General features: G+C 60.5%; 21 protein-coding genes. 7 read left to right on the plus strand and 14 right to left on the minus strand.

Annotated elements, in window-relative coordinates; genetic code table 11:
• Positions 1-55 precede the first annotated feature (55 nt).
• Complete coding sequence (locus FHU12_RS22800) at positions 56-640, minus strand: DUF1454 family protein (protein ID WP_025304668.1); 585 nt, start codon at positions 638-640, stop codon at positions 56-58.
• A 199-nt stretch (positions 641-839) separates the two neighbouring features.
• Between FHU12_RS22800 and FHU12_RS22805 the strand changes: the two genes are divergently transcribed.
• A complete protein-coding gene (locus FHU12_RS22805; RefSeq protein WP_141971939.1) occupies positions 840-1259 on the plus strand; it encodes a DUF805 domain-containing protein in 420 nt (139 codons plus the stop codon).
• 11 nt (positions 1260-1270) lie between these two features.
• Here FHU12_RS22805 and fpr read toward each other — a convergent pair whose 3' ends face one another.
• Entirely contained in the window at positions 1271-2017 is a 747-nt protein-coding gene (gene fpr, locus FHU12_RS22810) for a ferredoxin--NADP(+) reductase (RefSeq protein WP_043140987.1), read from the minus strand.
• 3 nt (positions 2018-2020) lie between these two features.
• Positions 2021-2632: a helix-turn-helix transcriptional regulator gene (locus tag FHU12_RS22815; RefSeq protein ID WP_141971941.1), complete on the minus strand. Its 612-nt coding sequence runs from the start codon at positions 2630-2632 to the stop codon at positions 2021-2023.
• A 297-nt stretch (positions 2633-2929) separates the two neighbouring features.
• Here FHU12_RS22815 and emrD point away from each other — a divergent pair, with 297 nt between their 5' ends.
• Both emrD and tehA read left to right on the plus strand, forming a co-directional pair.
• Positions 2930-4114: a multidrug efflux MFS transporter EmrD gene (gene emrD / locus FHU12_RS22820; protein WP_060442774.1), complete on the plus strand. Its 1185-nt coding sequence runs from the start codon at positions 2930-2932 to the stop codon at positions 4112-4114.
• Between the two features lie 134 nt (positions 4115-4248).
• Positions 4249-5223 carry a dicarboxylate transporter/tellurite-resistance protein TehA gene (gene tehA, locus FHU12_RS22825; RefSeq protein WP_141971943.1) on the plus strand — a complete coding sequence of 325 codons (975 nt, stop codon included), beginning with the start codon at positions 4249-4251 and terminating at the stop codon, positions 5221-5223.
• A 40-nt stretch (positions 5224-5263) separates the two neighbouring features.
• On the opposite strand, the gene glpX is transcribed toward tehA, so the two are convergent.
• From glpX to FHU12_RS22840, 3 genes are all read right to left on the minus strand, one after another.
• Positions 5264-6274, minus strand: a complete 1011-nt coding sequence (glpX, locus tag FHU12_RS22830; RefSeq protein ID WP_141971945.1) for a class II fructose-bisphosphatase — start codon at positions 6272-6274, stop codon at positions 5264-5266.
• 130 nt (positions 6275-6404) lie between these two features.
• Entirely contained in the window at positions 6405-7913 is a 1509-nt protein-coding gene (gene glpK / locus FHU12_RS22835; protein ID WP_073534615.1) for a glycerol kinase GlpK, read from the minus strand.
• Between the two features lie 42 nt (positions 7914-7955).
• The gene (locus tag FHU12_RS22840) at positions 7956-8801 is read right to left on the minus strand and encodes an MIP/aquaporin family protein (RefSeq protein WP_015379417.1); all 846 of its coding nucleotides are present in this window, start codon (positions 8799-8801) and stop codon (positions 7956-7958) included.
• 524 nt (positions 8802-9325) lie between these two features.
• Between FHU12_RS22840 and zapB the strand changes: the two genes are divergently transcribed.
• Positions 9326-9565 carry a septal ring assembly protein ZapB gene (zapB, locus tag FHU12_RS22845; RefSeq protein ID WP_004931092.1) on the plus strand — a complete coding sequence of 80 codons (240 nt, stop codon included), beginning with the start codon at positions 9326-9328 and terminating at the stop codon, positions 9563-9565.
• A 60-nt stretch (positions 9566-9625) separates the two neighbouring features.
• Here zapB and rraA read toward each other — a convergent pair whose 3' ends face one another.
• The 7 genes from rraA to priA form a co-directional block, all read right to left on the minus strand.
• Complete coding sequence (gene rraA / locus FHU12_RS22850) at positions 9626-10111, minus strand: ribonuclease E activity regulator RraA (protein WP_038872664.1); 486 nt, start codon at positions 10109-10111, stop codon at positions 9626-9628.
• A gap of 75 nt (positions 10112-10186) precedes the next feature.
• Positions 10187-11104 (minus strand): 1,4-dihydroxy-2-naphthoate polyprenyltransferase, encoded by a 918-nt coding sequence (locus FHU12_RS22855; RefSeq protein ID WP_141971947.1) that lies wholly within the window; start codon positions 11102-11104, stop codon positions 10187-10189.
• A 96-nt stretch (positions 11105-11200) separates the two neighbouring features.
• Positions 11201-12535, minus strand: a complete 1335-nt coding sequence (hslU, locus tag FHU12_RS22860; protein WP_025304663.1) for an ATP-dependent protease ATPase subunit HslU — start codon at positions 12533-12535, stop codon at positions 11201-11203.
• 12 nt (positions 12536-12547) lie between these two features.
• A complete protein-coding gene (gene hslV, locus FHU12_RS22865) occupies positions 12548-13078 on the minus strand; it encodes an ATP-dependent protease subunit HslV (RefSeq protein ID WP_004931085.1) in 531 nt (176 codons plus the stop codon).
• A gap of 102 nt (positions 13079-13180) precedes the next feature.
• Positions 13181-14122 carry a cell division protein FtsN gene (gene ftsN / locus FHU12_RS22870; RefSeq protein ID WP_141971949.1) on the minus strand — a complete coding sequence of 314 codons (942 nt, stop codon included), beginning with the start codon at positions 14120-14122 and terminating at the stop codon, positions 13181-13183.
• Between the two features lie 65 nt (positions 14123-14187).
• Positions 14188-15216: a DNA-binding transcriptional regulator CytR gene (gene cytR / locus FHU12_RS22875; protein ID WP_141971952.1), complete on the minus strand. Its 1029-nt coding sequence runs from the start codon at positions 15214-15216 to the stop codon at positions 14188-14190.
• Between the two features lie 291 nt (positions 15217-15507).
• Positions 15508-17703: a primosomal protein N' gene (gene priA, locus FHU12_RS22880; RefSeq protein WP_141971954.1), complete on the minus strand. Its 2196-nt coding sequence runs from the start codon at positions 17701-17703 to the stop codon at positions 15508-15510.
• A gap of 199 nt (positions 17704-17902) precedes the next feature.
• On the opposite strand from priA, the gene rpmE reads away from it, so the two are divergent.
• Positions 17903-18118 carry a 50S ribosomal protein L31 gene (gene rpmE / locus FHU12_RS22885; protein WP_004931078.1) on the plus strand — a complete coding sequence of 72 codons (216 nt, stop codon included), beginning with the start codon at positions 17903-17905 and terminating at the stop codon, positions 18116-18118.
• Between the two features lie 77 nt (positions 18119-18195).
• Here the strand turns inward: rpmE and metJ are convergent, their stop codons facing one another.
• Positions 18196-18513, minus strand: coding sequence for a met regulon transcriptional regulator MetJ (gene metJ / locus FHU12_RS22890; RefSeq protein ID WP_006317756.1), 318 nt, complete (start codon positions 18511-18513; stop codon positions 18196-18198).
• A gap of 304 nt (positions 18514-18817) precedes the next feature.
• Here metJ and metB point away from each other — a divergent pair, with 304 nt between their 5' ends.
• Entirely contained in the window at positions 18818-19978 is a 1161-nt protein-coding gene (gene metB, locus FHU12_RS22895; protein WP_025304659.1) for a cystathionine gamma-synthase, read from the plus strand.
• Positions 19979-19980: 2 nt separating this feature from the next.
• On the plus strand, positions 19981-22416 hold the full coding sequence (locus FHU12_RS22900) for a bifunctional aspartate kinase/homoserine dehydrogenase II (protein WP_141971957.1): 2436 nt from the start codon (positions 19981-19983) through the stop codon (positions 22414-22416).
• Positions 22417-22497: the final 81 nt, after the last annotated feature.

Here is a 22497-nt window from a genome sequence, read left to right on the forward strand (position 1 = left end):
GTATAGAGATCATTAAGCGCGAAGGCTTTGCTTTTCGTCATTAAATGCCGCGCCGTTACGGCTCGGAAAGCGCCAGCTTAATCGGTTCAACCGCGAAGGTTACGCCTTTATCGCCGTTGTCCGAAACGACATAGCGAATGGCGCCGACCTGCTGTTGGTAAAAGCGTGATCCTTTGCCTTTTTCCAGCAGGCTGTTCACCTTGTTCTGGCTCTGTTCCACCGTCAACGCCGGTTCGAACTGGCGCATCAGCGCCGCCATGTAGCTGATGGCGATGGCGCGCGCGGCTTTTTCTTCATTGGCCTGCTGCAGCGGCAGGTGAGTGATCTGCAACGTTTTGATTTTACCGGTGCCTTTCTCCAGCGCGGTGGAGGCATACAGGTTTTCGTTGAGTTTGCTGGCGGCGCGCGTCAGCAGCGGCGAATCGTCTTCGGTGGCGGGAATGGCGCGGAATTCGCCAATCGGCAGCTTTGGGTTGTCGCGATTGTATTTTTCGCGGAATTTGACCACCGTCAGATCGAACGTCGGCGCCCCGGCCAGCAGGTAAGGTGCGGCAGGCGTCGCATCGGCGGCCGGTGGATCGGCCCAGGCGCTGGCGGCCACCTGCAGGAGGCAGGCGATAACGAGGGTTTTTCTCAGCATGGCGTATGGCATCAAGGACAAAGATGGCTCCGATTAAAGCGATAACCCGCGGGGCTTGTCAAAGATCCCACGCCATTATCGGTTCGCTGACGAGAAAGCTGTGCGGCGCGCCGCGTTATGCGAGGCGGAAAACTCGGCCCGGCAGCGCCTATGTTACACTGCGGCGCAGAATATGGGCAGGCTTAGAGCGCAGGAATCGATGACGTTACAACAGTGGTGTTTTTCTTTTAAGGGCCGCATCGGGCGGCGCGACTTCTGGATCTGGATGGGACTGTGGTTGGCGCTGATGGCGGCGGCGTTTACGCTGGCCAATTATCAGCTGATCGCCATCCAATCCATCGCCTTCTTTATCGTAGCGCTGCTGTGGCCGACGGCGGCGGTGCTGGTCAAGCGCCTGCACGATCGCAACAAGGCCGGCTGGTGGGCGCTGTTGCTGATCCTGGCATGGATGCTGGCGGCGGGGAACTGGCAGATGCTGGCGCCGATCTGGCAATGGGGCGTCGGGCGTTTCATTCCGACGCTGATTATCGTGATGATGATGATCGATCTGGGCGCCTTCGTCGGCACGCCGGGGAGCAATCGGTTCGGCCCGGAAGCCGGGCCGGTGAAGTTCCGCTGACCCTCGCCGGGTTACCAGTAGTGCTCGCTGGTGATGTGGCCCGGTTTGCGGCGCAGGTGTTTGCGCATTTGGCGGTGGTCTTTCAGCGTTTGCTGGGTGTCCCGCACCATTTGTGGGTTGCCGCACAGCATCACGTGGCTGGTTTCGGCGTCGATGGTCAAGCCGGTCGCCGCTTCCAGCCGGCCGTCCTCGATCAGCGCCGGCACGCGGCCGGTCAGTGAGCCGGGCGTTTCTTCGCGGCTGACGACGGTCTGGATGCGCAGCTTGCCGTTGTAGCGTTGTTGCAGTTGCTGCATCAGCGGCAGGTAGCTCAGGTCACGTGCAAAGCGCGCGGCGTGCACCAGCACCAGGTTGTTAAAGCGCTCCAGTCCGATGCCCTGCTGCAGAATCGATAAATAGGGGCCGATGGCGGTGCCGGTCGCCAGCATCCACAGCGTGTCGCAGTCGGGCACCTCGTCCAGCACGAAGAAGCCGGCCGCTTCTTTGGTCACCATCACGTCCGAGCCTGGCCGCAGCTGATTGAGGCGCGGGCTCAGTTTGCCTTCCGGCACGGTGACCAGATAGAACTCCAGGTTGGCGTCATCGGGAGCATTGACGTAGGAGTAGGCGCGCTGCACCCGTTCGCCGTCGATCTCCAGCGCCAGTTTGGCGAATTGCCCGGCGGTGAAAGGATCGATAGGGGCATTGACCACCAGGCTGAACAGCCCGTCGGTCCATTGTTTTACCTGCGTAACTTTGCCGTTTACCCATTCAGCCATACTCTAAAGCTCCCGTGGTCGAATCAAATAAGCACAATGTCGTGAGCCGGAAATGGCGTGCGCGGTGCGCTCTACCCGGTAGTCGTTGCCGAACAGGCGGTGAAACAGCTGCAGCTCGGAATTGCACAGGCTGCTGCAGCTGGAGCCGGCCACACCGACCGGACAGTGGTTTTCCACCAGCAGCGTACCGTGTGGATGATCGAGCAATTCGGCCATGTAACCGTCGTGTTGCCGCAGGCGCACCAGGCGGGCTAACCGGTCCTGATGGCTGCGCTCGGCGGACAGCTCTTCGGCATAACGCAGATAAAGCTGATCTTCGCGCGCGCTGAGCAACGGTTCCACCCCGGCGCCGCCAAACAGCTGCAGCGCGGATTCCCGCAGTCGCGCCTGATCGTCGGCGGCATAGGCATGCCCCCGTTCGGTCAGCGACCAGTAGCGCGTCGGGCGGCCGACCTTGCTGCGCGCTTCTTCGTAACAAACCAACTCACGTTTTTCCAGGGATTGCAGATGTTGTCGGATGCCCATCGGCGTGATGTCCAGACGCTCCGCCAGCATTTTGGCCGAGTGCGGGCCGAGAGCCTTTAACTGCAATAAAATCAGCTCAGGTGTTTTCATGAACCAAATCCCTATGGTGTTATTTTATTTCAAGTTGATGAAAATAATTATCGATTAAATGCTAAAGCCCGGCTACTGCAAGGGCGCTATTTTTAACTCCAAAGCGTTATACGTACAGTTTAATTTACGAGCCTGGTCGGGTTTGCTGCCAGTGTGACCTGGATCAATATCTGCCTGAAACTCGCTAAAAAAATCAGATTTGATTAGTTTATGCCGCCATAGAGGGCTGCTCGCCGTTCTGGCTGCTGCAACGGCCATACCGGGACGCTGTGACGAGTTGAAACGTTAACGAAGATAATGAGAAAACTAGAGAACTTTCACCTGCTGGTGATGCTTATCCTGTTGGTCGCCGTCGGCCAGATGGCGCAAACCATTTATGTTCCCGTTATTGCTGATATCGCCCACGATCTGTCGGTTCGCACCGGCGCCGTGCAACGGGTGATGGCGGCGTATCTGCTGACCTACGGCTTCTCCCAGCTGATTTATGGGCCGATATCGGATCGCATCGGGCGTCGTCCGGTGATCCTGACCGGCATGATGATCTTCCTGCTCGGTGCGCTGGGCGCGTTGCTGTCCACCAACCTGACGATGCTGGTCGCCGCCAGCGCGATTCAGGGCATGGGCACCGGCGTGGCGGGCGTGATGGCGCGCACCATGCCGCGCGATCTGTATGCCGGCACCGCGCTGCGCTATGCCAACAGCCTGTTGAACATGGGGATTTTGGTTAGCCCGTTGCTGGCGCCGGTGATCGGCGGCGCATTGGCGATGGTGTTCGGCTGGCGCGCCTGTTACGCCTTCCTGCTGGCGCTGTGCGCCTGCGTTGCCTTCGCCATGTTCCGCTGGTTGCCGGAGACCCGCCCGGTGCAGACGGAAAAACGCCGCATGCTGGCCAGTTTCCGCCAGCTGCTGGGTGACAGCACCTTCAGCTGCTATCTGGTGATGCTGATCGGCGCGCTGGCGGGGATTGCGGTATTCGAGGCCAGCTGCGGCGTGTTGATGGGTGGCGTGTTGGGGCTGAGTGGCCTGACCGTCAGCATCCTGTTTATTCTACCGATCCCGGCGGCGTTTTTCGGCGCCTGGTACGCCGGGCGTGACGGCAAGACCTTCCACACGCTGATGTGGCATTCGGTGATTAGCTGCCTGCTGGCGGGGGCGATGATGTGGATCCCGGGCTGGTTCGGCGTGATGAACATCTGGACGCTGATCGTGCCGGCCGCGCTGTTCTTCTTCGGCGCCGGCATGCTGTTCCCGCTGGCGACCACCGGGGCGATGGAGCCGTTCCCTTACCTGGCCGGCGCAGCGGGCGCGCTGGTGGGCGGCATGCAGAATATGGGATCGGGGCTCGCGACCTGGCTTTCCGCCATGCTGCCGCAAACCGGGCAGTTTAGCCTAGGATTGCTGATGTTCGCGATGGCGCTGCTGATCCTGCTGTGCTGGTGGCCGCTGTCCAACCGGATGCAACATCAGGGGCATACCGCATAACGCCCTTCCCGAGCCGGCGCTGACCTTAGTCCTGCAAGACGGCTAAGGTCATGCCGCCGGTTTTGACCCAGGTTATTACTGCGCTGTGGCGATCGGTATACACTTTACCGACAGTGTTTTTCCGGTTATTCGCTATGTCATCACTGCAGTTCATTCAACGTGTTCCCGTCGGCTTCTTTGGGATGGTTCTGGGGGTTTTCGGCCTCGGCAGCGCCTGGCGATACGCCGCCACGCTCGGCTATGGCCCCGGCTGGCTGGGCGAGTCGCTCATCTTTCTCGGCAGCGCCATCTGGCTGACGCTGGCGCTGATCTATCTCTGCCGTTGCCTGATAGACTCACGCGCGGTGCGTGACGAGTTTCGCAGCAATACTCAGTTCAGCTTTATCAGCCTGCTTCCGGCGGGCGGCGTGCTGGTGTCCATCGGCCTGCATCCCTACAGCCTGCCGCTGGCGAATGGGCTGATGGTCGCGGGCTCCGTCGGCCAGCTCATCTTCTCGGCTTGGCGCTGTGCGCCATTGTGGCGCGGCGAGTTCGCGTCGGAGGCCACGACGCCGGGATTTTACTTGCCGACGGTGGCCGCTAACTTTATCTGCGCGATGGCGTTTGGCACCTCCGGCCACCCTGATATCGGCATGATGTTTCTTGGCGCCGGTTTGATTTCATGGCTGACCCTCGAACCCGCCATCATCCACCGTCTACGCACAAAGGCCGCGTTGCCGGCCGCCGCCCGCGGCGTTATCGGCATTCAGTTGGCTCCGGCCTTTGTCGCCTGCTACGCGTGGTTATGCGTCAATGGCAACGACTTCGATACGTTCGCCCTCATTCTGTTGGGCTACGGCCTGCTGCAGCTGTTCTTCATGTTCAGGTTGGTGCGTTGGTTTTTTGCCGGCGGCTTCAGCCCGGGCATGTGGGCTTTCTCGTTCGGCTTATCGGCAATGGCGAACGCGTCGCTGCGGTTGCTGCAGAGCCAGCGCGGGGAAGAGATGCAGGTGCTGGCTTGGGGGCTGTTCGTGTTGGCCAACCTGCTGCTCATCGGCCTGATGGTGAAGACGCTGTGGCTGCTGTTGCGCGGAAAACTGCTGCCCGCCAAAACCCCGGTGGCGGGATGAACCCGCCCTCAGCGGCTGCGGGGGGCGGTCTCTTGCCGGCTTACAGCAAAAACTCGTGCAGCGCCGGGTCCTTGCGATCCAGATAGTGGGTCGAACGGATACGGCGGATGGTGCGCGACTTGCCGCGGATCAGCAGGGTTTCGGTCGTGGCCATGTTGCCCTGGCGGCTGATGCCCTCCAGCAGATCGCCCTTGGTGATGCCGGTGGCGGAGAAGATTACGTTGTCGTTGCGCGCCATCTGATCCAGACGCAGCGCCTGACCGGCTTCGATACCCATTTCCCGGCAGCGCGCCAGTTCCTGCTCGCCGATGCGGCGGTTCTCGGCGCTGTCGCCTTTCACCTCATGGCGCGGCAGCAAACGCGCCTGCATGTCGCCGTCCAGCGCGCGGATCACTGCGGCTGAGATCACCCCTTCCGGCGCGCCGCCGATGCCGTACATCACATCGACCTCGCTTTCCGGCATGCAGGTGAGAATGGAGGCTGCCACGTCGCCGTCAGGAATGGCGAACACCCGCACGCCCAGCTGCTGCATCTGCGCGATGACGCCGTCGTGGCGCGGTTTGGCCAAGACGATCACCGTCAGCTGCGACAGTGGTTTGCTCAGCCGTGCGGCGACGTTCTGCAGGTTCTCCGCCAAGGGCAGATTGAGATCGATAGCGCCGCGCGCCGCCGGGCCGACCACCAGCTTCTCCATGTACATGTCCGGCGCGTGCAGGAAGGTGCCGCGATCGCCCACCGCCAATACCGCCAGCGCATTGGACTGGCCCATGGCGGTCATGCGGGTGCCTTCGATCGGATCGACAGCGATGTCGACCGCGTCGCCCTGGCCGGTGCCGACCTGTTCGCCGATATACAGCATCGGCGCTTCGTCGATCTCACCTTCGCCGATCACGATGCGCCCATCGATGTCCACTTTGTTGAGCATGATGCGCATGGCGTGGACCGCCGCACCGTCGGCGGCGTTCTTGTCGCCGCGTCCCAGCCATTTGTAGCCCGCCAGCGCAGCGGCTTCGGTAACGCGGGAAAATTCGATGGCTAATTCACGTTTCATGGCAAACCTGTCTGTGAGAAAGGGAAGAAAATATCGGCAAAGTCTATCACAGCGCGGCGCCGGCGGGGCGGGGCAAAAAAAAAGCGCCGCCCGCAGGCAGCGCAATTTGGGGGTAACGGCAAGGCGGGGTTTAGTCGTGATCTTCCCACGCCTGCGCGCGAGCCACCGCTTTTTTCCAGCCGCTGTAGCGGTAGTTGCGTTCGGTGGTTTCGATGCTTGGGCGGAATTCACGCTCAATCACCGCTTTGCTCTTCACTTCATCCAGATCGTTCCAGTAGCCGATGGCCAGGCCCGCCAGGAACGCGGCACCCAGCGCCGTCGATTCACGCACTTCAGGGCGCTCTACGCGGGTGCCGAGGATATCGGACTGGAACTGCATCAGGAAGTTGTTGGCGACCGCGCCGCCGTCCACGCGCAGCGATTGCAGGCGGGTGTTGGCGTCGGCCTGCATGGCGTCCAGCACGTCGCGAGTCTGGAAGGCGATGGATTCCAGCGTGGCGCGGATGATGTGGTTGCTGTTGGCGCCACGGGTCAGGCCAAAGATGGCGCCTCGGGCATACGGATCCCAGTATGGCGCGCCCAGGCCGGTGAAGGCCGGCACCACATAGACGCCGTTGCTGTCTTTCACCTTCGTGGCGAAGTATTCGGAGTCGGCGGCATCGCTGATCAGTTTCAGCTCATCGCGCAGCCACTGGATAGACGCACCGCCGATGAACACCGCGCCTTCCAGCGCATAGTTCACTTCGCCGCGCGGGCCGCAGGCGATGGTGGTCAGCAGGCCGTTTTTCGAACGTACCGCTTCTTTGCCGGTGTTCATCAGCAGGAAGCAGCCGGTGCCGTAGGTGTTCTTCGCCATGCCTGGTTGAACGCACAGCTGGCCGTACAGTGCCGCCTGCTGGTCACCGGCGATACCGGCGATAGGAATACGTGTGCCGCCCTTGCCGCCGATGTTGGTCTGGCCGTACACCTCGGAGGAAGGACGGACTTTCGGCAACATGGCGCGCGGGATATCCAGCACTTCCAGCATGCGTTCGTCCCAGTCCAGCTCGTGGATGTTGAACATCATGGTGCGTGAGGCGTTGGTGTAATCGGTGACGTGTACGCGCCCCTGGGTCATTTTCCACACCAGCCAGGTATCGACGGTGCCGAACAGCAGTTCGCCGCGCTTGGCGCGTTCGCGGGCGCCTTCGACGTTGTCCAGGATCCACTTCACCTTGGTGCCGGAGAAGTAGGGGTCAACCACCAGGCCGGTGTTGTGACGGATATACTCTTCCAGGCCGTCGCGCTTGAGCTTTTCGCAGATGTCGGCGGTGCGGCGGCACTGCCAGACGATGGCGTTATAAATCGGCTTGCCGGTCTCTTTTTCCCAGACGATGGTGGTTTCGCGCTGGTTGGTGATGCCGATGCCGGCGATCTGATCGGAACTGATGTCGGCTTTCGCCAGCACTTCTACCAGCGTCGAGCTTTGCGACGCCCAGATTTCCATCGGATCGTGCTCAACCCAGCCGGCCTTTGGATAGATCTGCGGGAATTCGCGCTGCGATACCGCAACGATGTTGGCGTCGTGATCGAGCACGACGGCGCGTGAGCTGGTGGTCCCTTGGTCGAGTGCGACAATGTATTTTTTTTCTACAGTCATGGTAATTATCCTGCTGTTGTTAACCGTGTAAAACTGCACCCATCACGCTTTGCGTTGTTGGGTCTTGGCGTCAGGCTCTTCTTCCGTCACGCAGACGTCGCACGGCAGGTGGCGGCCAATCAGCGCGCGGTAACCGAAAGCGCCCAGGCCACAGCCGACGATAGGGGCGAAGATCGGCACCAGGAAGTACGGGATGTCGCGTGCGCCGGTGAAGGCGACTTTGCCCCAGCCGGCCAGGTAGGCGAACAGTTTCGGGCCGAAGTCACGCGCCGGGTTCAACGCAAAGCCGGTCAATGGTCCCATGGAGGCGCCGATCACGGCAATCAGAATACCGATCAGCAGCGGTGCCAGCGGGCCGCGCGGGATGCCGTTGCCGTCGTCGGTCAGCGCCAGGATCAGGCACATCAGGATCGCCGCGATCACCATTTCTACCAGGAAGGCCTGGCCGACGGAGATGTGCGCGTTAGGGTAAGTCGAGAAGATGCCGGCCAGTTCGAGGCTTTCGTTGCTGCCGCGCACCATGTGGTGAGCCGCTTCGAAGTCGAAGAACAGATTGTAGTACAGCCCATAGACCAGGGCAGCGGCGCAGAAGGCACCGGCGACCTGCGCAATGATGTAAGGCACCACTTTGCGTCCGTCGAAGCAGGCGAACAGCCACAGGGCGAGGGTAACCGCTGGGTTGAGATGCGCGCCGGAAATGGCGGCGGTCAGATAGATGGCCATGGCGACGCCGAGGCCCCAAATGATGCTGATTTCCCACTGGCCGAAGCTGGCGCCCGCCAGTTTCAGTGCGGCAACGCAGCCTACGCCAAAGAAGATCAGCAGCGCCGTGCCGAGGAACTCGGCGATGCACTGGCCTTTTAATGTCGGACTGGTGGTTTGGCTCATAATGTTGGTGTCCTGCAAAACGGCGGTTGTTGGTTTATAGGCTCAGTTGGGTAGAGATCCGGCCTATGGGCACAGTTTTTTTCATCTCGTCCAATTCTTGAATGAGGACGTGATGTAAATTTATCGTTAACGAACATAAACGAGAAATAGCGAAATCAAAATGTGTGTAGCGCGTCATAAAATTGAGCGATTTCGCGTCGTTTAGTGTTCTTTCTGAGCCATAAAAGTGTGATCTGACCAGTGGTTTGGTGAGGGCTGTTAACAACTCGCGGCGATGGTGGCGGGGATTTTCAGTTTTTACTGATGGTGAGGGCAGGAAAATTGCAACAGACTGCGCGATGATCCGGTATGTTGCTAGACAGGCGGAGACTGGCTACTTACAATCGTTTTTAACGAATCGAGACTGGCGCGCCTTCCGTAACGGCGCGCGTCACTGAGCGCGATGCAATATTCGCAGTAGCTGCAGCCGACGTTGCGGCCGCTACTTATAGATGTACGCCTTGCTATCATGAGGGGACTGAAGCATGTCATTTGAAGTATTTGAGAAACTGGAAGCAAAAGTACAGCAGGCGATTGATACCATCACCTTGTTGCAGATGGAAATTGAAGAGCTGAAAGACAAAAACAACTCTCTGTCGCAGGAAGTTCAGGCTGCCTCCGGCAACCACGAAGCGCTGGTGCGCGAAAACCAACAGCTGAAAGAAGAACAGCACGTATGGCAAGATCGCCTGCGCGCTCTGCTGGGCAAAATGGAAGAGGTCTGATTCCTCACGCCATGCAGCAACGAAAAGGGCGCCTCAGGCGCCCTTTTTCATGACCGAAAATTACTCGATGTCGAGCGGGTCTTCGGAGAGGATGATGCCGGTGTTGTCGGCATACAGGTGATCGCCGGAGAAGAAGGTGACGCCACCGAAGTTGACGCGGATATCGCTTTCGCCCACGCCTTCGCTCACGGCTCCCACCGGGATCGCTGCCATCGCCTGAATGCCGATGTCGAGCTCTTCCAGATCGTCCACCTGACGCACCGCGCCGTACACCACGATGCCTTCCCATTCGTTCTGGGCGGCCAGGCGCGCCAGTTCGGCGTTGATCAGCGCCCGGCGAACCGAACCGCCGCCGTCGACCAACAGCACGCGGCCGCGGCCGTTTTCTTCAAGCAGATCGAACAACAGGCCGTTATCCTCGAAGCATTTCACCGTGGTGATCTGCCCGCCAAATGAAGTACGCCCGCCAAAATTGGAGAATAGAGGTTCAACAACGTTCACCTCTTCATGATAGATGTCGCAAAGTTCGGAAGTATCGTATTTCATAGGATTTTACGTCTGTTTGCCGCTGGAATGTTCAGTATATCCCTTTATTCGCCCTGTTGGCAAAATCATCAGTTTTTAACTGAGCGCCACGCCGATGGCGAACAGCAGGTTGGCCAGTAACGCCGCCTTGACCATGTGTTCCAGCATCGGTCGCATGCCGACCGGCGTCGGATCGCGCAGCACGCGCAGGCCGTGGCGCACCAGCAGCGGGATCGCCAGCACGAACAGCCAGCCCCAAGGGCTGTGGAGATTGAGCAGCGTAAACAGCGCGAAACACAGCACCGCGCCGGCGAGCAGCAGGGCATGGTAAATGCGCGCCTTGTGCGGGCCGAGACGCACCGCCAGCGTGTTCTTACCGTTTTCGCGATCGCTCTCGATATCGCGCAGATTGTTGATGTTGAGCACCGCCGTCGCCAGCAGGCCACAGGCGGTGGCCGGCAGCATCACGACGCTGTCGAAGGTGTGCGTTTGCAAATAGTAGGTGCCGGCCACGCTCAGCCAGCCGAAGAACACCAGCACCGAGATGTCGCCCAGCCCCAAATACCCGTAAGGCTTATTGCCGACGGTATAGGTGATGGCCGCCACGATAGACAGCCCGCCCAGCACCAGGAAGCCCACCACGTCGCTGGGTTGCTCGCAGGCGACGGCGATCAGCGAACAGCCGGCGAGGGCGATCAGCACCACCGTCACCACCAATGCCCGTTTCATCTGCGCCTGGGTGATCATGCCTTTTTGCATGCCGCGCAATGGCCCGATGCGATCTTCTTTGTCGCTGCCTTTGACCGCATCGCCGTAGTCGTTAGCCAGGTTGGAGAGGATCTGCAGCAGCCCGGCGGTCAACAGCGCCAGCAGCGCCACTTCAGGTTTCAGGCTGCCGTGCCAGGCGGCGATCGCCGAGCCGACTACGATGGAGGCAAAGGCCAACGGCAGGGTGCGGGGGCGTAGACTTTCCAGCCAGGCGGAAATCGGGGTGGTGGAGGTTGATGAGCTCATGTTTCGCTTCTGTCAGTAAGTTGCGGTGTCCGTTAGAAATAATTGTGGGAGGCAATGCCTCCCACACAGATGACTGACAAGACAATGATTGAGCGATTATAGGATAAAACGACTCAAATCTTCATCCGCCACCAGTTCATCCAGATGACTGCGCACGTAATCCGCATCAATTGTAATGGATTGGCCATTAATTTCACTCGCATCGTAGGAAATATCTTCCATCAGACGTTCCAGCACGGTGTGCAGACGACGCGCGCCGATGTTCTCGGTGCTTTCGTTGACCTGCCACGCGGCTTCGGCGATGCGGCGGATGCCGTCGGCGGTGAACTCGATATTGACGCCTTCGGTGCCCATCAGCGCTTTGTACTGCTCGGTCAGCGACGCGCTCGGCTCGGTCAGGATGCGTTCGAAGTCTTCGGTAGTCAGCGCCTGCAGCTCAACGCGGATCGGCAGACGGCCCTGCAGTTCCGGGATCAGATCTGACGGGTTGGCGGTCTGGAACGCGCCGGAAGCGATGAACAGGATGTGGTCGGTCTTCACCATACCGTGTTTGGTCGACACGGTGCAGCCTTCCACCAGCGGCAGCAGATCGCGCTGCACGCCTTCGCGCGAGACGTCCGGGCCGGAACTTTGACCGCCGCGCTTACAGATTTTGTCGATCTCATCGATAAACACGATGCCATGCTGTTCAACCGCTTCGATCGCCTGCTCTTTCAGCTCTTCCGGGTTCACCAGCTTGGCGGCTTCTTCTTCCACCAGCAGCTTGAAGGCTTCTTTGATCTTCACCTTGCGCGGCTTTTGCTTCTGGCCGCCGAGGTTCTGGAACATCGACTGCAGCTGGTTGGTCATCTCTTCCATGCCCGGAGGCGCCATGATTTCCACGCCCATCGGCGCCGCGGCCAGATCGATTTCGATCTCTTTGTCGTCCAGCTGGCCTTCGCGCAGTTTCTTGCGGAATGCCTGACGGGCGGCGGACGGCTCCTGATGCTCTTCCGGCTGGCCCCAGTTGTTCTTGGCCGGCGGGATCAGCACGTCGAGGATGCGCTCTTCGGCCAACTCTTCGGCACGGGTGCGGTTTTTCTCGATCGACTGCATGCGCACCATTTTGATGGCGGCATCGGTCAGATCGCGGATGATGGAATCCACTTCTTTGCCCACATAGCCCACTTCGGTGAACTTGGTGGCTTCAACCTTGATGAACGGCGCGTTGGCCAGCTTCGCCAGACGACGGGCGATTTCGGTTTTACCGACGCCGGTCGGGCCGATCATCAGAATGTTTTTCGGGGTCACTTCGTGACGCAGCATCTCGTTGAGCTGCATCCGGCGCCAGCGGTTGCGCAGGGCAATGGCGACAGCGCGTTTGGCCTTGTTTTGGCCAATGATATAGCTGTCCAGTTCGCTGACGATCTCGCGCGGGGTCATTTCAGACATGGTATTCGATCCTTACGCTTTGGAAGGCAATTCTTCAATGGTGTGGAAATGGTTGGTGTAAATACAGATGTCGCCGGCGATGTTGAGGGATTTCTCAACGATGTCGCGGGCGCTCAGCTCGGTATTTTCCAACATGGCGCGGGCTGCGGCCTGGGCGTACGGGCCGCCGGAGCCGATGGCGATCAGATCGTTTTCCGGCTGCACCACATCGCCGTTGCCGGTGATGATCAGCGAAGCGGTTTCATCGGCGACCGCCAGCAGCGCTTCGAGCTTGCGCAGCATGCGATCGGTGCGCCAGTCTTTCGCCAGCTCGACGGCGGCTTTCACCAGGTGGCCCTGATGCATTTCCAGTTTGCGTTCAAACAGTTCAAACAGCGTGAAGGCGTCAGCGGTACCACCGGCGAAACCGGCGATCACTTTGTCGTTATACAGGCGACGCACTTTCTTGACGTTACCCTTCATCACCGTATTACCCAGGGTTGCCTGGCCATCACCACCGATGACGACCTGGCCGTTGCGGCGTACGCTTACAATTGTTGTCACGAGCAGACCCTCGTTAAAAACGGAAAGAAGTCCCCGCAGCGCCTGCTTTCGCAGACGCTACGAGGCATATTGAGAGTATAGATGGGGGGGGATTGACGCTTTTCAACCCCCAACGGAGAGGGGAATGCAACTCGACATGCCGACGCCCTTCAGGCGTGAAAGGGTTTTGTCCGCGGCGGCGCGACTGCTGTACGGACCGAGCACCACGCGATTCCAACCGCCACCGGCGGTGATGCGGCTCTCGATGCCTTCGAACGCCAGGCGCGCACGTACGGATTCAGCCTGATCGGTGGCGCGGAACGAACCGCATTGCACCATCCACTTCTGTTTCGATTCCGGTTTGGTTTCCTGCTTGGCCGTTTCCTGTTTCACTTCCGGTTTGGGCTCCGGCTTCGGTTGCGGCTTCGGCTCAGGCTGTTTCACCTGCACCGGCGGTGGGGTGACCGGCTTCGGCTGCTGGTGCTGCTGCTGCTGCACCGGCGCGGTGGTGGCCCCGTTGTTGAACGGGTTACGCGGCGCCTGGGTGACCTGCTGCTGTTGCTGTACCGGCTGCTGCTGCATTTGCTGTTGTTGCATCTGCTGCTGCTGGCGGTTACTGCGCGCGTTGACCTGGCCCGGATCGTTATACGGCACTTCGTTCAGCTGCGTCGGGCGCTGCTGCATGTCGGCCTGCATCTGCTCCAGCAACTGCCGCTGTTCGGCGGTCAGCTGAGTTTTGGAATTGAGCTCGCCGCCGGCCGTCGGTTCGGTCGGGGTTTGCACGCCGATCTGCCGGTTTTCCAGCTCTTTGATGTAGCGCCAGCGCTCTTCCGGCTTCGGCGGCAGGCCGTTGCCGGGGCGCGTGGTATGCGCAGGCAACAACGGCGCGTCTTCCGGCTTGTTGTGGGTAATGAAATAGAGGCCACCGACAAAGACAACCAGCAACGCGGCGGCTAACGCCAGCACGGTTTTGGAAACCTTCGGAGAACTGCGTTTTTTACGGCTGGGGGTTTTACGCTTAGCTCCTGCTGCGCGCCCACGGCTTACATAGTCTTTTTGTGCCACTATTATTCCGCTGTGTCCTGATGAGAGGATAAGTCCGTCATGTTACTGAACCCTAAAATATTTGACTAGCGTTTCGGGGCAGCGGTGCTGCCTCTGATAATCAATTCACTGTCCAACAGCCGGGAGCCGCTGGCGACCGTCTGGCCGTTCAACTGCTCCAACAGCAACAACATCGCCTGCTGGCCGATCTGGAAGCGCGGCTGCGCCACCGTGGTCAGCGGCGGATCGCAATATTGCGCCAGCTTGAGGTCGTCAAAGCCGACGATCGACAGATCCTGCGGTACCCGCAGCCCCATTTTCTTCGCCTGGGACAGCACGCCGATCGCCATGACGTCGCTGTGGCAGAATACCGCCGTTGGCGGTTTCGGCTGTGCCATCAGCATGGTCAGCGCTTGCGCGCCGGCTTCGTAGGTAAAATCACCCCGGGTAATATAGCTGCTTTCGACGGTAATGCCATTACGACGTAGCGCTTGAACGTAACCCTGCAGCCGATAATGGCTCAGCGGCATCTGTTCCGGCCCGGCGATACAGGCGATCTGCCGGTGGCCTAATTGATGCAAATAATGCACGGCTTCAAAGGCGGCAGTCAGGTTGTCGATATGCACCGTCGGCAGTTCCAGCTCGGGGGCGAACTCGTTGGCCATCACCATCGGCGGCAGGTTGCGCTGCTCTTCCTTGCTGGCGTCGAACGGCAGGTTGGAGCCCAGCAGCAGCATGCCGTCGATCTGTTTGGTGATGATCAGATTGACGAAAGTGCGCTCTTGCTGGTTCTGCTGCGCGCAGTCGCCAATCAGCACCAGATAGCCTTGCTGGGCCGCGGTCTGTTCGATTCCCTGGATCACATCGGCGAAAAACGGATCGCAGATGTCGGGCACGATCACCAGGATGGTGCGGGATTCGTTGCGCTTGATATTGCGTGACAGAGCATGAGGAGAATAACCCACGGCCAGGACGGCCTGTTCCACCTTCTGGCGCGTTGGCGTTGACACCTTTTCCGGGTTCATCAGCGCACGCGATACGGTAGCCGTTGAAACGCCCGCCATTTCGGCGACGTCTTTCATGGTCGCCATGGATAACTCTTTCTTGTGTTCCAACGCCTTTCTCCTTGCGTCAGCCCCATGCCGACGCCACTACTGCTGTTTGCTCACAATGTCCGGCATGCGGTGGCGGGATTGTTGTCATTGAGCGCCACTCGCGTTCGGGCACTCCGTCGCGCTGCGATGTGGCGACAAAATTTGCCCTCGCAGACATTCTAAACAGAATACGCCCCGCCTTTGTTACCTAATTTGCATAAAAAATGTGACCTGAGAAGGTTTTTTAGCGTTCGCTCGCAATTTCAAGGGTAATCGTTTGCACTGCGGCAGCTAAATCGGACTTTTCCGGGATCAGCTGTCGATCGGATCGACATCCAGCGTCCATTTCACCTTGCGCGTTTGCGGCAGGGTGCCGATCAGCGGCAGCGAGCTTTTCATCAGCTGTTGCAGGACGCGCCGCGTCGGGTGCTGCAGCAGCAGCTGCCAGCGGAAACGGCCGCCGCGTTTGGACTGCAGCGCCGGCACCGGGCCCATCACCCACAGCGAGTCGTCCTTCAGCGGGCTGGCTTCCAGCAGGTTGCGCAGCTGCTGCAGGAACAGCGGGGCCTGCTGGTTGTCGTGATCTTCGGCGCGCACGATGATGTGGCTGGTGTAAGGCGGCAGAAACACGCTGTTGCGCTCCGCCAGCGTCTGTTTGGCGAAGGCGTCGTAACCCTGTTGCAGCAGCACCTGCAATAACGGGTGCTCCGGGTGGTGGGTTTGCAGCAGCACTTCACCCTGTTTGCCCGCGCGGCCCGCTCGCCCGGAGACCTGAGTATACAGCTGAGCGAAACGCTCGGCGGAACGGAAGTCGGCGGAGAACAGCGCGCCGTCCACGTCCAGCAACGCCACCAGCGTGACGTCGGGAAAATGGTGGCCCTTGGCCAGCATTTGCGTGCCGATCAGAATGCGTGCTTCGCCGCGATGAATATCCGCCAGATGCTGCTCCAGCGCGCCTTTGCGGCTGGTGGTGTCGCGATCGATGCGGGTGATCGGCGTGTCGGGGAACAGCGGCGCCAGCTCATGTTCCAGCTGTTCGGTGCCGACGCCGACCGACACCAGGTGGGTGGAGCCGCACTGCGGGCACTGGTGCGGCACCGGCCGCTGGCTGTCGCAGTGGTGGCAGCGCAGCTGGCGCTGATGCTGGTGGAAGGTGTAGTAGTGATCGCAGCGTTGGCATTCGGCGATCCAGCCGCACTCGTGGCACAGCAGCGCCGGGGCGTAACCGCGGCGGTTGAGGAACAGCATCACCTGATTGCCGGCTTTTAAATGGTGCTGCATGCTTTTCAAAAGCGGTTGCGACAGGCCGACCTTCAGCGGCAGCCCCTTCAGATCGATCAGGTGCTGCGTCGCCGGTTTGGCGTTGCCCGCGCGCTGGGTGAGCTTCAACTGGCGATATTTGCCCAGCTGCACGTTGTGCAGCGTTTCCAGTGCCGGCGTGGCGGAGCCCATCACCATTGGGATGTCCTCTTCCCGGGCGCGGAACACCGCCAGATCGCGGGCGTGGTAGCGCCAGCCTTCCTGCTGTTTATAAGAGCTGTCGTGCTCTTCGTCGATGATGATCACGCCCAACTGTCGGAATGGCGTGAACAGCGCCGAGCGGGTGCCGATGACGATAGCGGCTTCGCCGCTGCGCGCGCGCAGCCAAACCGCCAGCCGCTCGCTGTCGTTCAACCCGGAGTGCAGCACGTCTACCGGCGCGTTGAAGCGCTCGCGAAAACGGGCGATGGTTTGCGGCGTCAGGCCGATTTCCGGTACCAGCACCAGCGCCTGTCGGCCTTTGGCCAGCACGTTTTCCAGCACGCTGAGGTACACCTCGGTCTTGCCTGAGCCGGTCACCCCGGCCAGCAGCCAGGCGGCGAACTGCTCATCCTCGCTTCTGATCGCCCCGACGGCGGTGGCCTGTTCGGTGTTCAGCCGCAGCCGTTCGCCGAGCACCGCGAAGTTGGGGCGCCAGTCGTGCGTATCCGCGACCTGAGCGCGCAGATCGATCAGCCCTTTGGCGCGCAGCGCCTGCAGGGCGCTTTCCGTCAGCTCCAGCTGGCTGACCTGATGGCGATAGACCGGGCGTTGCAGCAGCGCCGCCAGCGCCTGCTGCTGTTTCGGCGCGCGTTTCAGGCTTTCGGGTGGGGTGGCGCGCCCCTCTTCGGTGGCGAACCATTGCCACAGCGGCGCGGCTTCGGCCGGTTTGCCTTGCCGCAGCAGGATCGGCAGCGCGTGAAACAGCACTTCGCCGATGGGGTAGTGATAGTAATCGCTGGCCCAGCGCAGGATGCGCCACAGGCTGGGGGAGAACAGCGATTCCGTGTCGATCACGCTGTCGATCGGTTTGAGCTTATCCAGCGGCAGTTCGCTGGTGTCGCTGCAGCCGGTGACGATGCCGATCGCATGCTGCCTGCCCCAGGGCACGCCCACGCGCGCGCCGGCCACCGGCTGCATGCCGGGCGGCAGCAGATAGTCGAAGGTGCGGGCGAGGGGGACCGGTAAGGCAACGTGTACGACGGGCATGATCTCATCCAAATTGAAAAAAGTGGGCATCAGTTTACACGGCGCATCGGCAAATGTACGGTTCCGATTGCGCGCCTCGGCTAATGCTGTATAATTTGCCGCCTTTGGTATAATTCGATACCAAAATTCTATTATCAACCACGTGTGGTGTCTGGCGAAACAGGGCTGGATAGCGACACGGCCTTAACTGAGGTTTCCCATGAAACAAGGTATCCACCCAAAATACGAAGAAGTTACTGCTAACTGCTCTTGCGGTAACGTGATGAAGATCCGCTCCACCGTGGGCCACGATCTGAACCTGGACGTTTGTGGCGCATGCCACCCGTTCTACACTGGCAAGCAGCGTGACGTTGCTACCGGTGGCCGCGTTGACCGCTTCAACAAGCGTTTCAGCGTACCAGGCGCTAAGAAATAAGATTTCTTATCGTCCGATGAAAAAGGCGCCTTTGGCGCCTTTTTTCGTTTCTGCCGCCGGCGTTCGCCGGGCGGTTCTCAATATTCCCAGGTATCGGGATCGACACCCAGTTCGCGCATCAACACTTTTGCGGCTTCCGGGATTTCATCGCTGCGCTCTTTGCGCAGGTCTTCATCGTTCGGCAGCGGCTGGCCGGTAAAGGCATGCAGAAACGCTTCGCACAGCAGTTCGCTGTTGGTGGCGTGGCGCAGGTTGTTCACCTGGCGACGGGTCCGTTCGTCGGTGAGGATTTTCAGGACCTTCAGCGGAATGGATACCGTGATCTTTTTGACTTGCTCGCTTTTTTTACCGTGTTCAGCGTAAGGGCTGACATACTCGCCGTTCCACTCAGCCATGGGACACCTTAACTTTGTCAGAAAAATTACAAAATTCTAAAAACCGGCCAATTATGCCCGATCTTCACTGTTCTCACTAAATAAATGTCAATTTTACGCGACCAGGGTCACTGAATGCCCCGCCTCGGCCGGGCATTGTGGCTTAACATCTTATCGTCATGTCATATCGGCATAATTTTAGCGGGTATTGTGCCATTGCTCAATCTATACGCAGAGAAGTTTAGATGTCCAGATGTATTGACGTCTATCAATCCTGCGATTACTCTTTAGGCCTCATTCACCGAACCGAGAGCCGAGCGAGCCCATGACGCGTAAACCAGCCACGATTGCCGTACGCAGCGGCCTGAACGACGACGAACAGTATGGCTGCGTTGTCCCGCCGATTCATCTGTCCAGCACCTATAACTTTACCGACTTCAACCAACCCCGAGCCCATGATTACTCGCGCCGCGGCAACCCGACGCGCGACGTGGTGCAACGCGCGTTGGCGGAGCTGGAAGGCGGCGCCGGCGCGGTGATGACCGGCAGCGGGATGTCGGCGATCCATCTGGTGACCACCGTGCTGCTGAAGCCCGGCGATCTGCTGGTGGCGCCGCACGACTGCTACGGCGGCAGCTATCGGTTGTTCGACAGCCTGAGCAAGCGCGGCGCCTATCGCGTGCTGTTCGTCGATCAGGGTAATGAAGCCGCCCTGCAGCAGGCGCTGGCGCAAAAGCCGAAGCTGGTGCTGATTGAAAGCCCCAGCAATCCGCTGCTGCGGGTGGTGGACATTGCGGCGATCTGCGCCGCCGCACACGCGGCGGGCGCGTTGACGGTGGTGGACAACACTTTCCTCAGCCCGGCCCTGCAACAGCCGATCGAACTCGGTGCCGATCTGGTGGTTCATTCTTGCACCAAATACCTGAATGGGCATTCGGACGTGGTGGCCGGCGCGGTGATTGCCAAAGATCCCGAGCTGGCGGTCGAATTGGCCTGGTGGGCGAACAATATCGGTGTGACCGGCGGTGCGTTCGACAGCTATTTGCTGCTGCGCGGCATGCGCACACTGTCGCCGCGTATCAAGGCGGCACAGCAAAACGCCGAAGCGATTGTCGGCTATTTACAGCAGCAACCGCTGGTGAAAAAGCTGTATCATCCCTCTCTGCCGGAAAATCCGGGGCATGAGATCGCCCGCCGGCAGCAGCGCGGCTTCGGCGCGATGCTGAGTTTTGAACTGGACGGCGATGAAGCGGTGCTGCGCCGTTTTCTCTCTGCCCTTGAGCTGTTTACTCTGGCAGAATCGCTGGGCGGCGTAGAAAGCCTGATCTCGCATGCAGCGACCATGACCCACGCCGGCATGGCGGCGGAGGCGCGGGCAGCGGCCGGCATCTCCGAGAGCCTGCTGCGCATTTCCGTGGGTATTGAAGACAGTGAAGATTTGATTGCCGATCTGGAACGCGCGTTCCAGGCGGCGGCAACGAGGTAAGCATGAATGCAATTGCTGTAGCAGGGCCGGTGAGCGGGCGTCAACTGCACAAGTTTGGCGGCAGCAGTCTGGCGGATGTGAAGTGTTATCTGCGTGTGGCCGGGATTATGGCGGAATACAGCCAGCCGGGCGACATGATGGTGGTATCGGCCGCCGGCAGTACCACCAACCAGTTGATCAACTGGCTGAAGCTCAGCCAGAGCGATCGCCTGTCTGCGCACCAGGTGCAGCAGACGTTGCGTCGTTATCATAGCGATCTTATCAGTGGCCTGCTGCCGCCGGAAAGCGCCGAGCCGCTGATCGCCGAGTTCATTCAGGATCTGGAACGTCTGGCGGTGCTGCTGGACGGTAAAGCTGACGAGGTGTGCTATGCCGAAGTGGTCGGGCACGGCGAGATCTGGTCGGCGCGCCTGATGGCGGCGGTGCTCAACCACCTGGATATGCAGGCGGCCTGGCTGGATGCGCGTGATTTCCTGCGCGCCGAGCGCGCCGCGCAGCCGCAGGTGGATGAAGGCCGTTCTTATCCGCTGCTGCAGCAATTGTTGGCTCAACATCCGGGCAAGCGCCTGGTGGTGACCGGCTTCATTTCGCGCAACGACGCTGGGGAAACCGTGCTGTTGGGGCGCAACGGCAGCGACTACTCTGCCACTCAGGTCGGCGCGTTGGCCGGCGCTGCGCGCGTCACCATCTGGAGCGACGTGGCCGGGGTATACAGCGCCGACCCGCGCAAGGTGAAAGACGCCTGCCTGCTGCCGCTGCTGCGCCTGGACGAAGCCAGCGAGCTGGCGCGCCTGGCGGCGCCGGTGCTGCATACCCGCACCCTGCAGCCGGTCTCCGGCAGCGATATCGATCTTCAGCTGCGCTGCAGCTACCAGCCGGAGCAGGGCTCGACGCGCATCGAGCGCGTATTGGCGTCCGGCACCGGCGCCAAGATTGTCACCAGCCACGATGACGTGTGCCTGATTGAGCTGCACGTCGCCGCTCAGCGTGACTTCAAACTGGCGCAGAAAGAGTTGGATCTGGTGCTCAAACGCGCGCAGATCAAACCGCTGGCGGTAGGCATCCATCCTGACCGCAATCGGGTGCAGCTGTGCTACACCTCCGAGGTGGTCAACAGCGCACTGGCGATCCTGCAGGCCTCGGCGCTGCCGGGTGAACTGCACCTGCGCGAAGGGTTGGCGCTGGTGGCGATGGTCGGCGCCGGGGTATGCAAGAACCCGCTGCACAGCCACCGTTTCTATCAGCAACTGAAAGATCAGCCGGTCGAATTTATCTGGCAGGCGGAAGATGGCATCAGCCTGGTGGCGGTATTGCGCCAGGGGCCGACCGCGCTGCTGATTCAGGGGCTGCACCAAAGCCTGTTCCGCGCCGAGAAGCGCATCGGTCTGGTGCTGTTCGGCAAGGGCAACATCGGGTCGCGCTGGCTGGAGCTGTTCGCCCGTGAGCAGACCAATATCTCCGCGCGCAGCGGTTTCGAATTTATCCTGGCGGGGGTGGTGGACAGCCGCCGCAGCCTGCTGAACTACGACGGGTTGGACGCCAGCCGTGCATTGGCGTTCTTTGAGGACGAGGCGCAGGAACTTGACGAAGAGTCGCTGTTCCTGTGGATGCGTGCGCACCCGTTCGACGATCTGGTGGTGCTTGACGTGACCGCCAGCGAAGAGCTGGCCGGGCAGTATCTGGATTTCGCCAGCCACGGTTTCCACGTGATCAGCGCCAACAAGCTGGCGGGCGCCTCGTGCAGCGATACCTATCGCCAAATTCGCGACGCCTTTGCCAAAACCGGCCGCCACTGGCTGTATAACGCCACCGTCGGCGCCGGGCTGCCGGTCAACCATACGGTGCGCGATCTGCGCGACAGCGGCGACAGCATTTTGGCGATCAGCGGCATCTTCTCCGGCACGCTTTCCTGGCTGTTCTTGCAGTATGACGGCACGGTGCCGTTCACCGAGCTGGTGGATCAGGCTTGGCAGCAGGGGCTGACCGAACCGGATCCGCGGGTCGATCTCTCCGGCCAGGACGTGATGCGCAAGCTGGTGATCCTGGCGCGCGAAGCGGGCTACGACATCGAACCGAACCAGGTGCGGGTCGAGACGCTGGTGCCGGCGGGCTGCGAGCTGGGCTCCGTCGATCAGTTCTTCGAGAACGGCGAGGCGTTGAACCAGCAGATGCAGCAGCGCTTTGAGGCCGCCAGCGAAATGGGCCTGGTGCTGCGTCACGTGGCGCGTTTCGACGCCAACGGCAAGGCGCGGGTCGGCGTGGAGGCGGTGCGTCCTGAGCATCCGCTGGCCTCTCTGCTGCCGTGTGACAACGTCTTCGCCATCGAAAGCCGCTGGTATCGCGATAATCCGCTGGTGATCCGCGGGCCGGGTGCCGGCCGCGACGTGACCGCCGGCGCGATCCAGTCAGACCTTAACCGTTTGGCGCAGCTGCTTTAATCCTCTGCGGGCGTGGGTTCACCGCGCCCCTTTGCTTTTCCTGCCATACTTACCTTTGCCGCTGTCATGAAATTTCCTCGT

Origin of the sequence: Serratia marcescens (assembly GCF_006715005.1) — a bacterium.
Classification (GTDB): domain Bacteria; phylum Pseudomonadota; class Gammaproteobacteria; order Enterobacterales; family Enterobacteriaceae; genus Serratia; species Serratia montpellierensis.

Coding starts and splice junctions, on each gene's coding strand:
- priA (WP_141971954.1), bottom strand. CDS start 17,703: ATGCCCGTCGTACACGTTGCCTTACCGGTCCCCCTCGCCCGCACCTTC.
- metJ (WP_006317756.1), bottom strand. CDS start 18,513: ATGGCTGAGTGGAACGGCGAGTATGTCAGCCCTTACGCTGAACACGGT.
- FHU12_RS22840 (WP_015379417.1), bottom strand. CDS start 8,801: ATGAGCCAAACCACCAGTCCGACATTAAAAGGCCAGTGCATCGCCGAG.
- FHU12_RS22815 (WP_141971941.1), bottom strand. CDS start 2,632: ATGAAAACACCTGAGCTGATTTTATTGCAGTTAAAGGCTCTCGGCCCG.
- zapB (WP_004931092.1), top strand. CDS start 9,326: ATGTCATTTGAAGTATTTGAGAAACTGGAAGCAAAAGTACAGCAGGCG.
- emrD (WP_060442774.1), top strand. CDS start 2,930: ATGAGAAAACTAGAGAACTTTCACCTGCTGGTGATGCTTATCCTGTTG.
- FHU12_RS22855 (WP_141971947.1), bottom strand. CDS start 11,104: ATGAGCTCATCAACCTCCACCACCCCGATTTCCGCCTGGCTGGAAAGT.
- rraA (WP_038872664.1), bottom strand. CDS start 10,111: ATGAAATACGATACTTCCGAACTTTGCGACATCTATCATGAAGAGGTG.
- glpK (WP_073534615.1), bottom strand. CDS start 7,913: ATGACTGTAGAAAAAAAATACATTGTCGCACTCGACCAAGGGACCACC.
- metB (WP_025304659.1), top strand. CDS start 18,818: ATGACGCGTAAACCAGCCACGATTGCCGTACGCAGCGGCCTGAACGAC.
- hslU (WP_025304663.1), bottom strand. CDS start 12,535: ATGTCTGAAATGACCCCGCGCGAGATCGTCAGCGAACTGGACAGCTAT.
- rpmE (WP_004931078.1), top strand. CDS start 17,903: ATGAAACAAGGTATCCACCCAAAATACGAAGAAGTTACTGCTAACTGC.
- FHU12_RS22800 (WP_025304668.1), bottom strand. CDS start 640: ATGCTGAGAAAAACCCTCGTTATCGCCTGCCTCCTGCAGGTGGCCGCC.
- FHU12_RS22900 (WP_141971957.1), top strand. CDS start 19,981: ATGAATGCAATTGCTGTAGCAGGGCCGGTGAGCGGGCGTCAACTGCAC.
- tehA (WP_141971943.1), top strand. CDS start 4,249: ATGTCATCACTGCAGTTCATTCAACGTGTTCCCGTCGGCTTCTTTGGG.
- glpX (WP_141971945.1), bottom strand. CDS start 6,274: ATGAAACGTGAATTAGCCATCGAATTTTCCCGCGTTACCGAAGCCGCT.
- FHU12_RS22805 (WP_141971939.1), top strand. CDS start 840: ATGACGTTACAACAGTGGTGTTTTTCTTTTAAGGGCCGCATCGGGCGG.
- fpr (WP_043140987.1), bottom strand. CDS start 2,017: ATGGCTGAATGGGTAAACGGCAAAGTTACGCAGGTAAAACAATGGACC.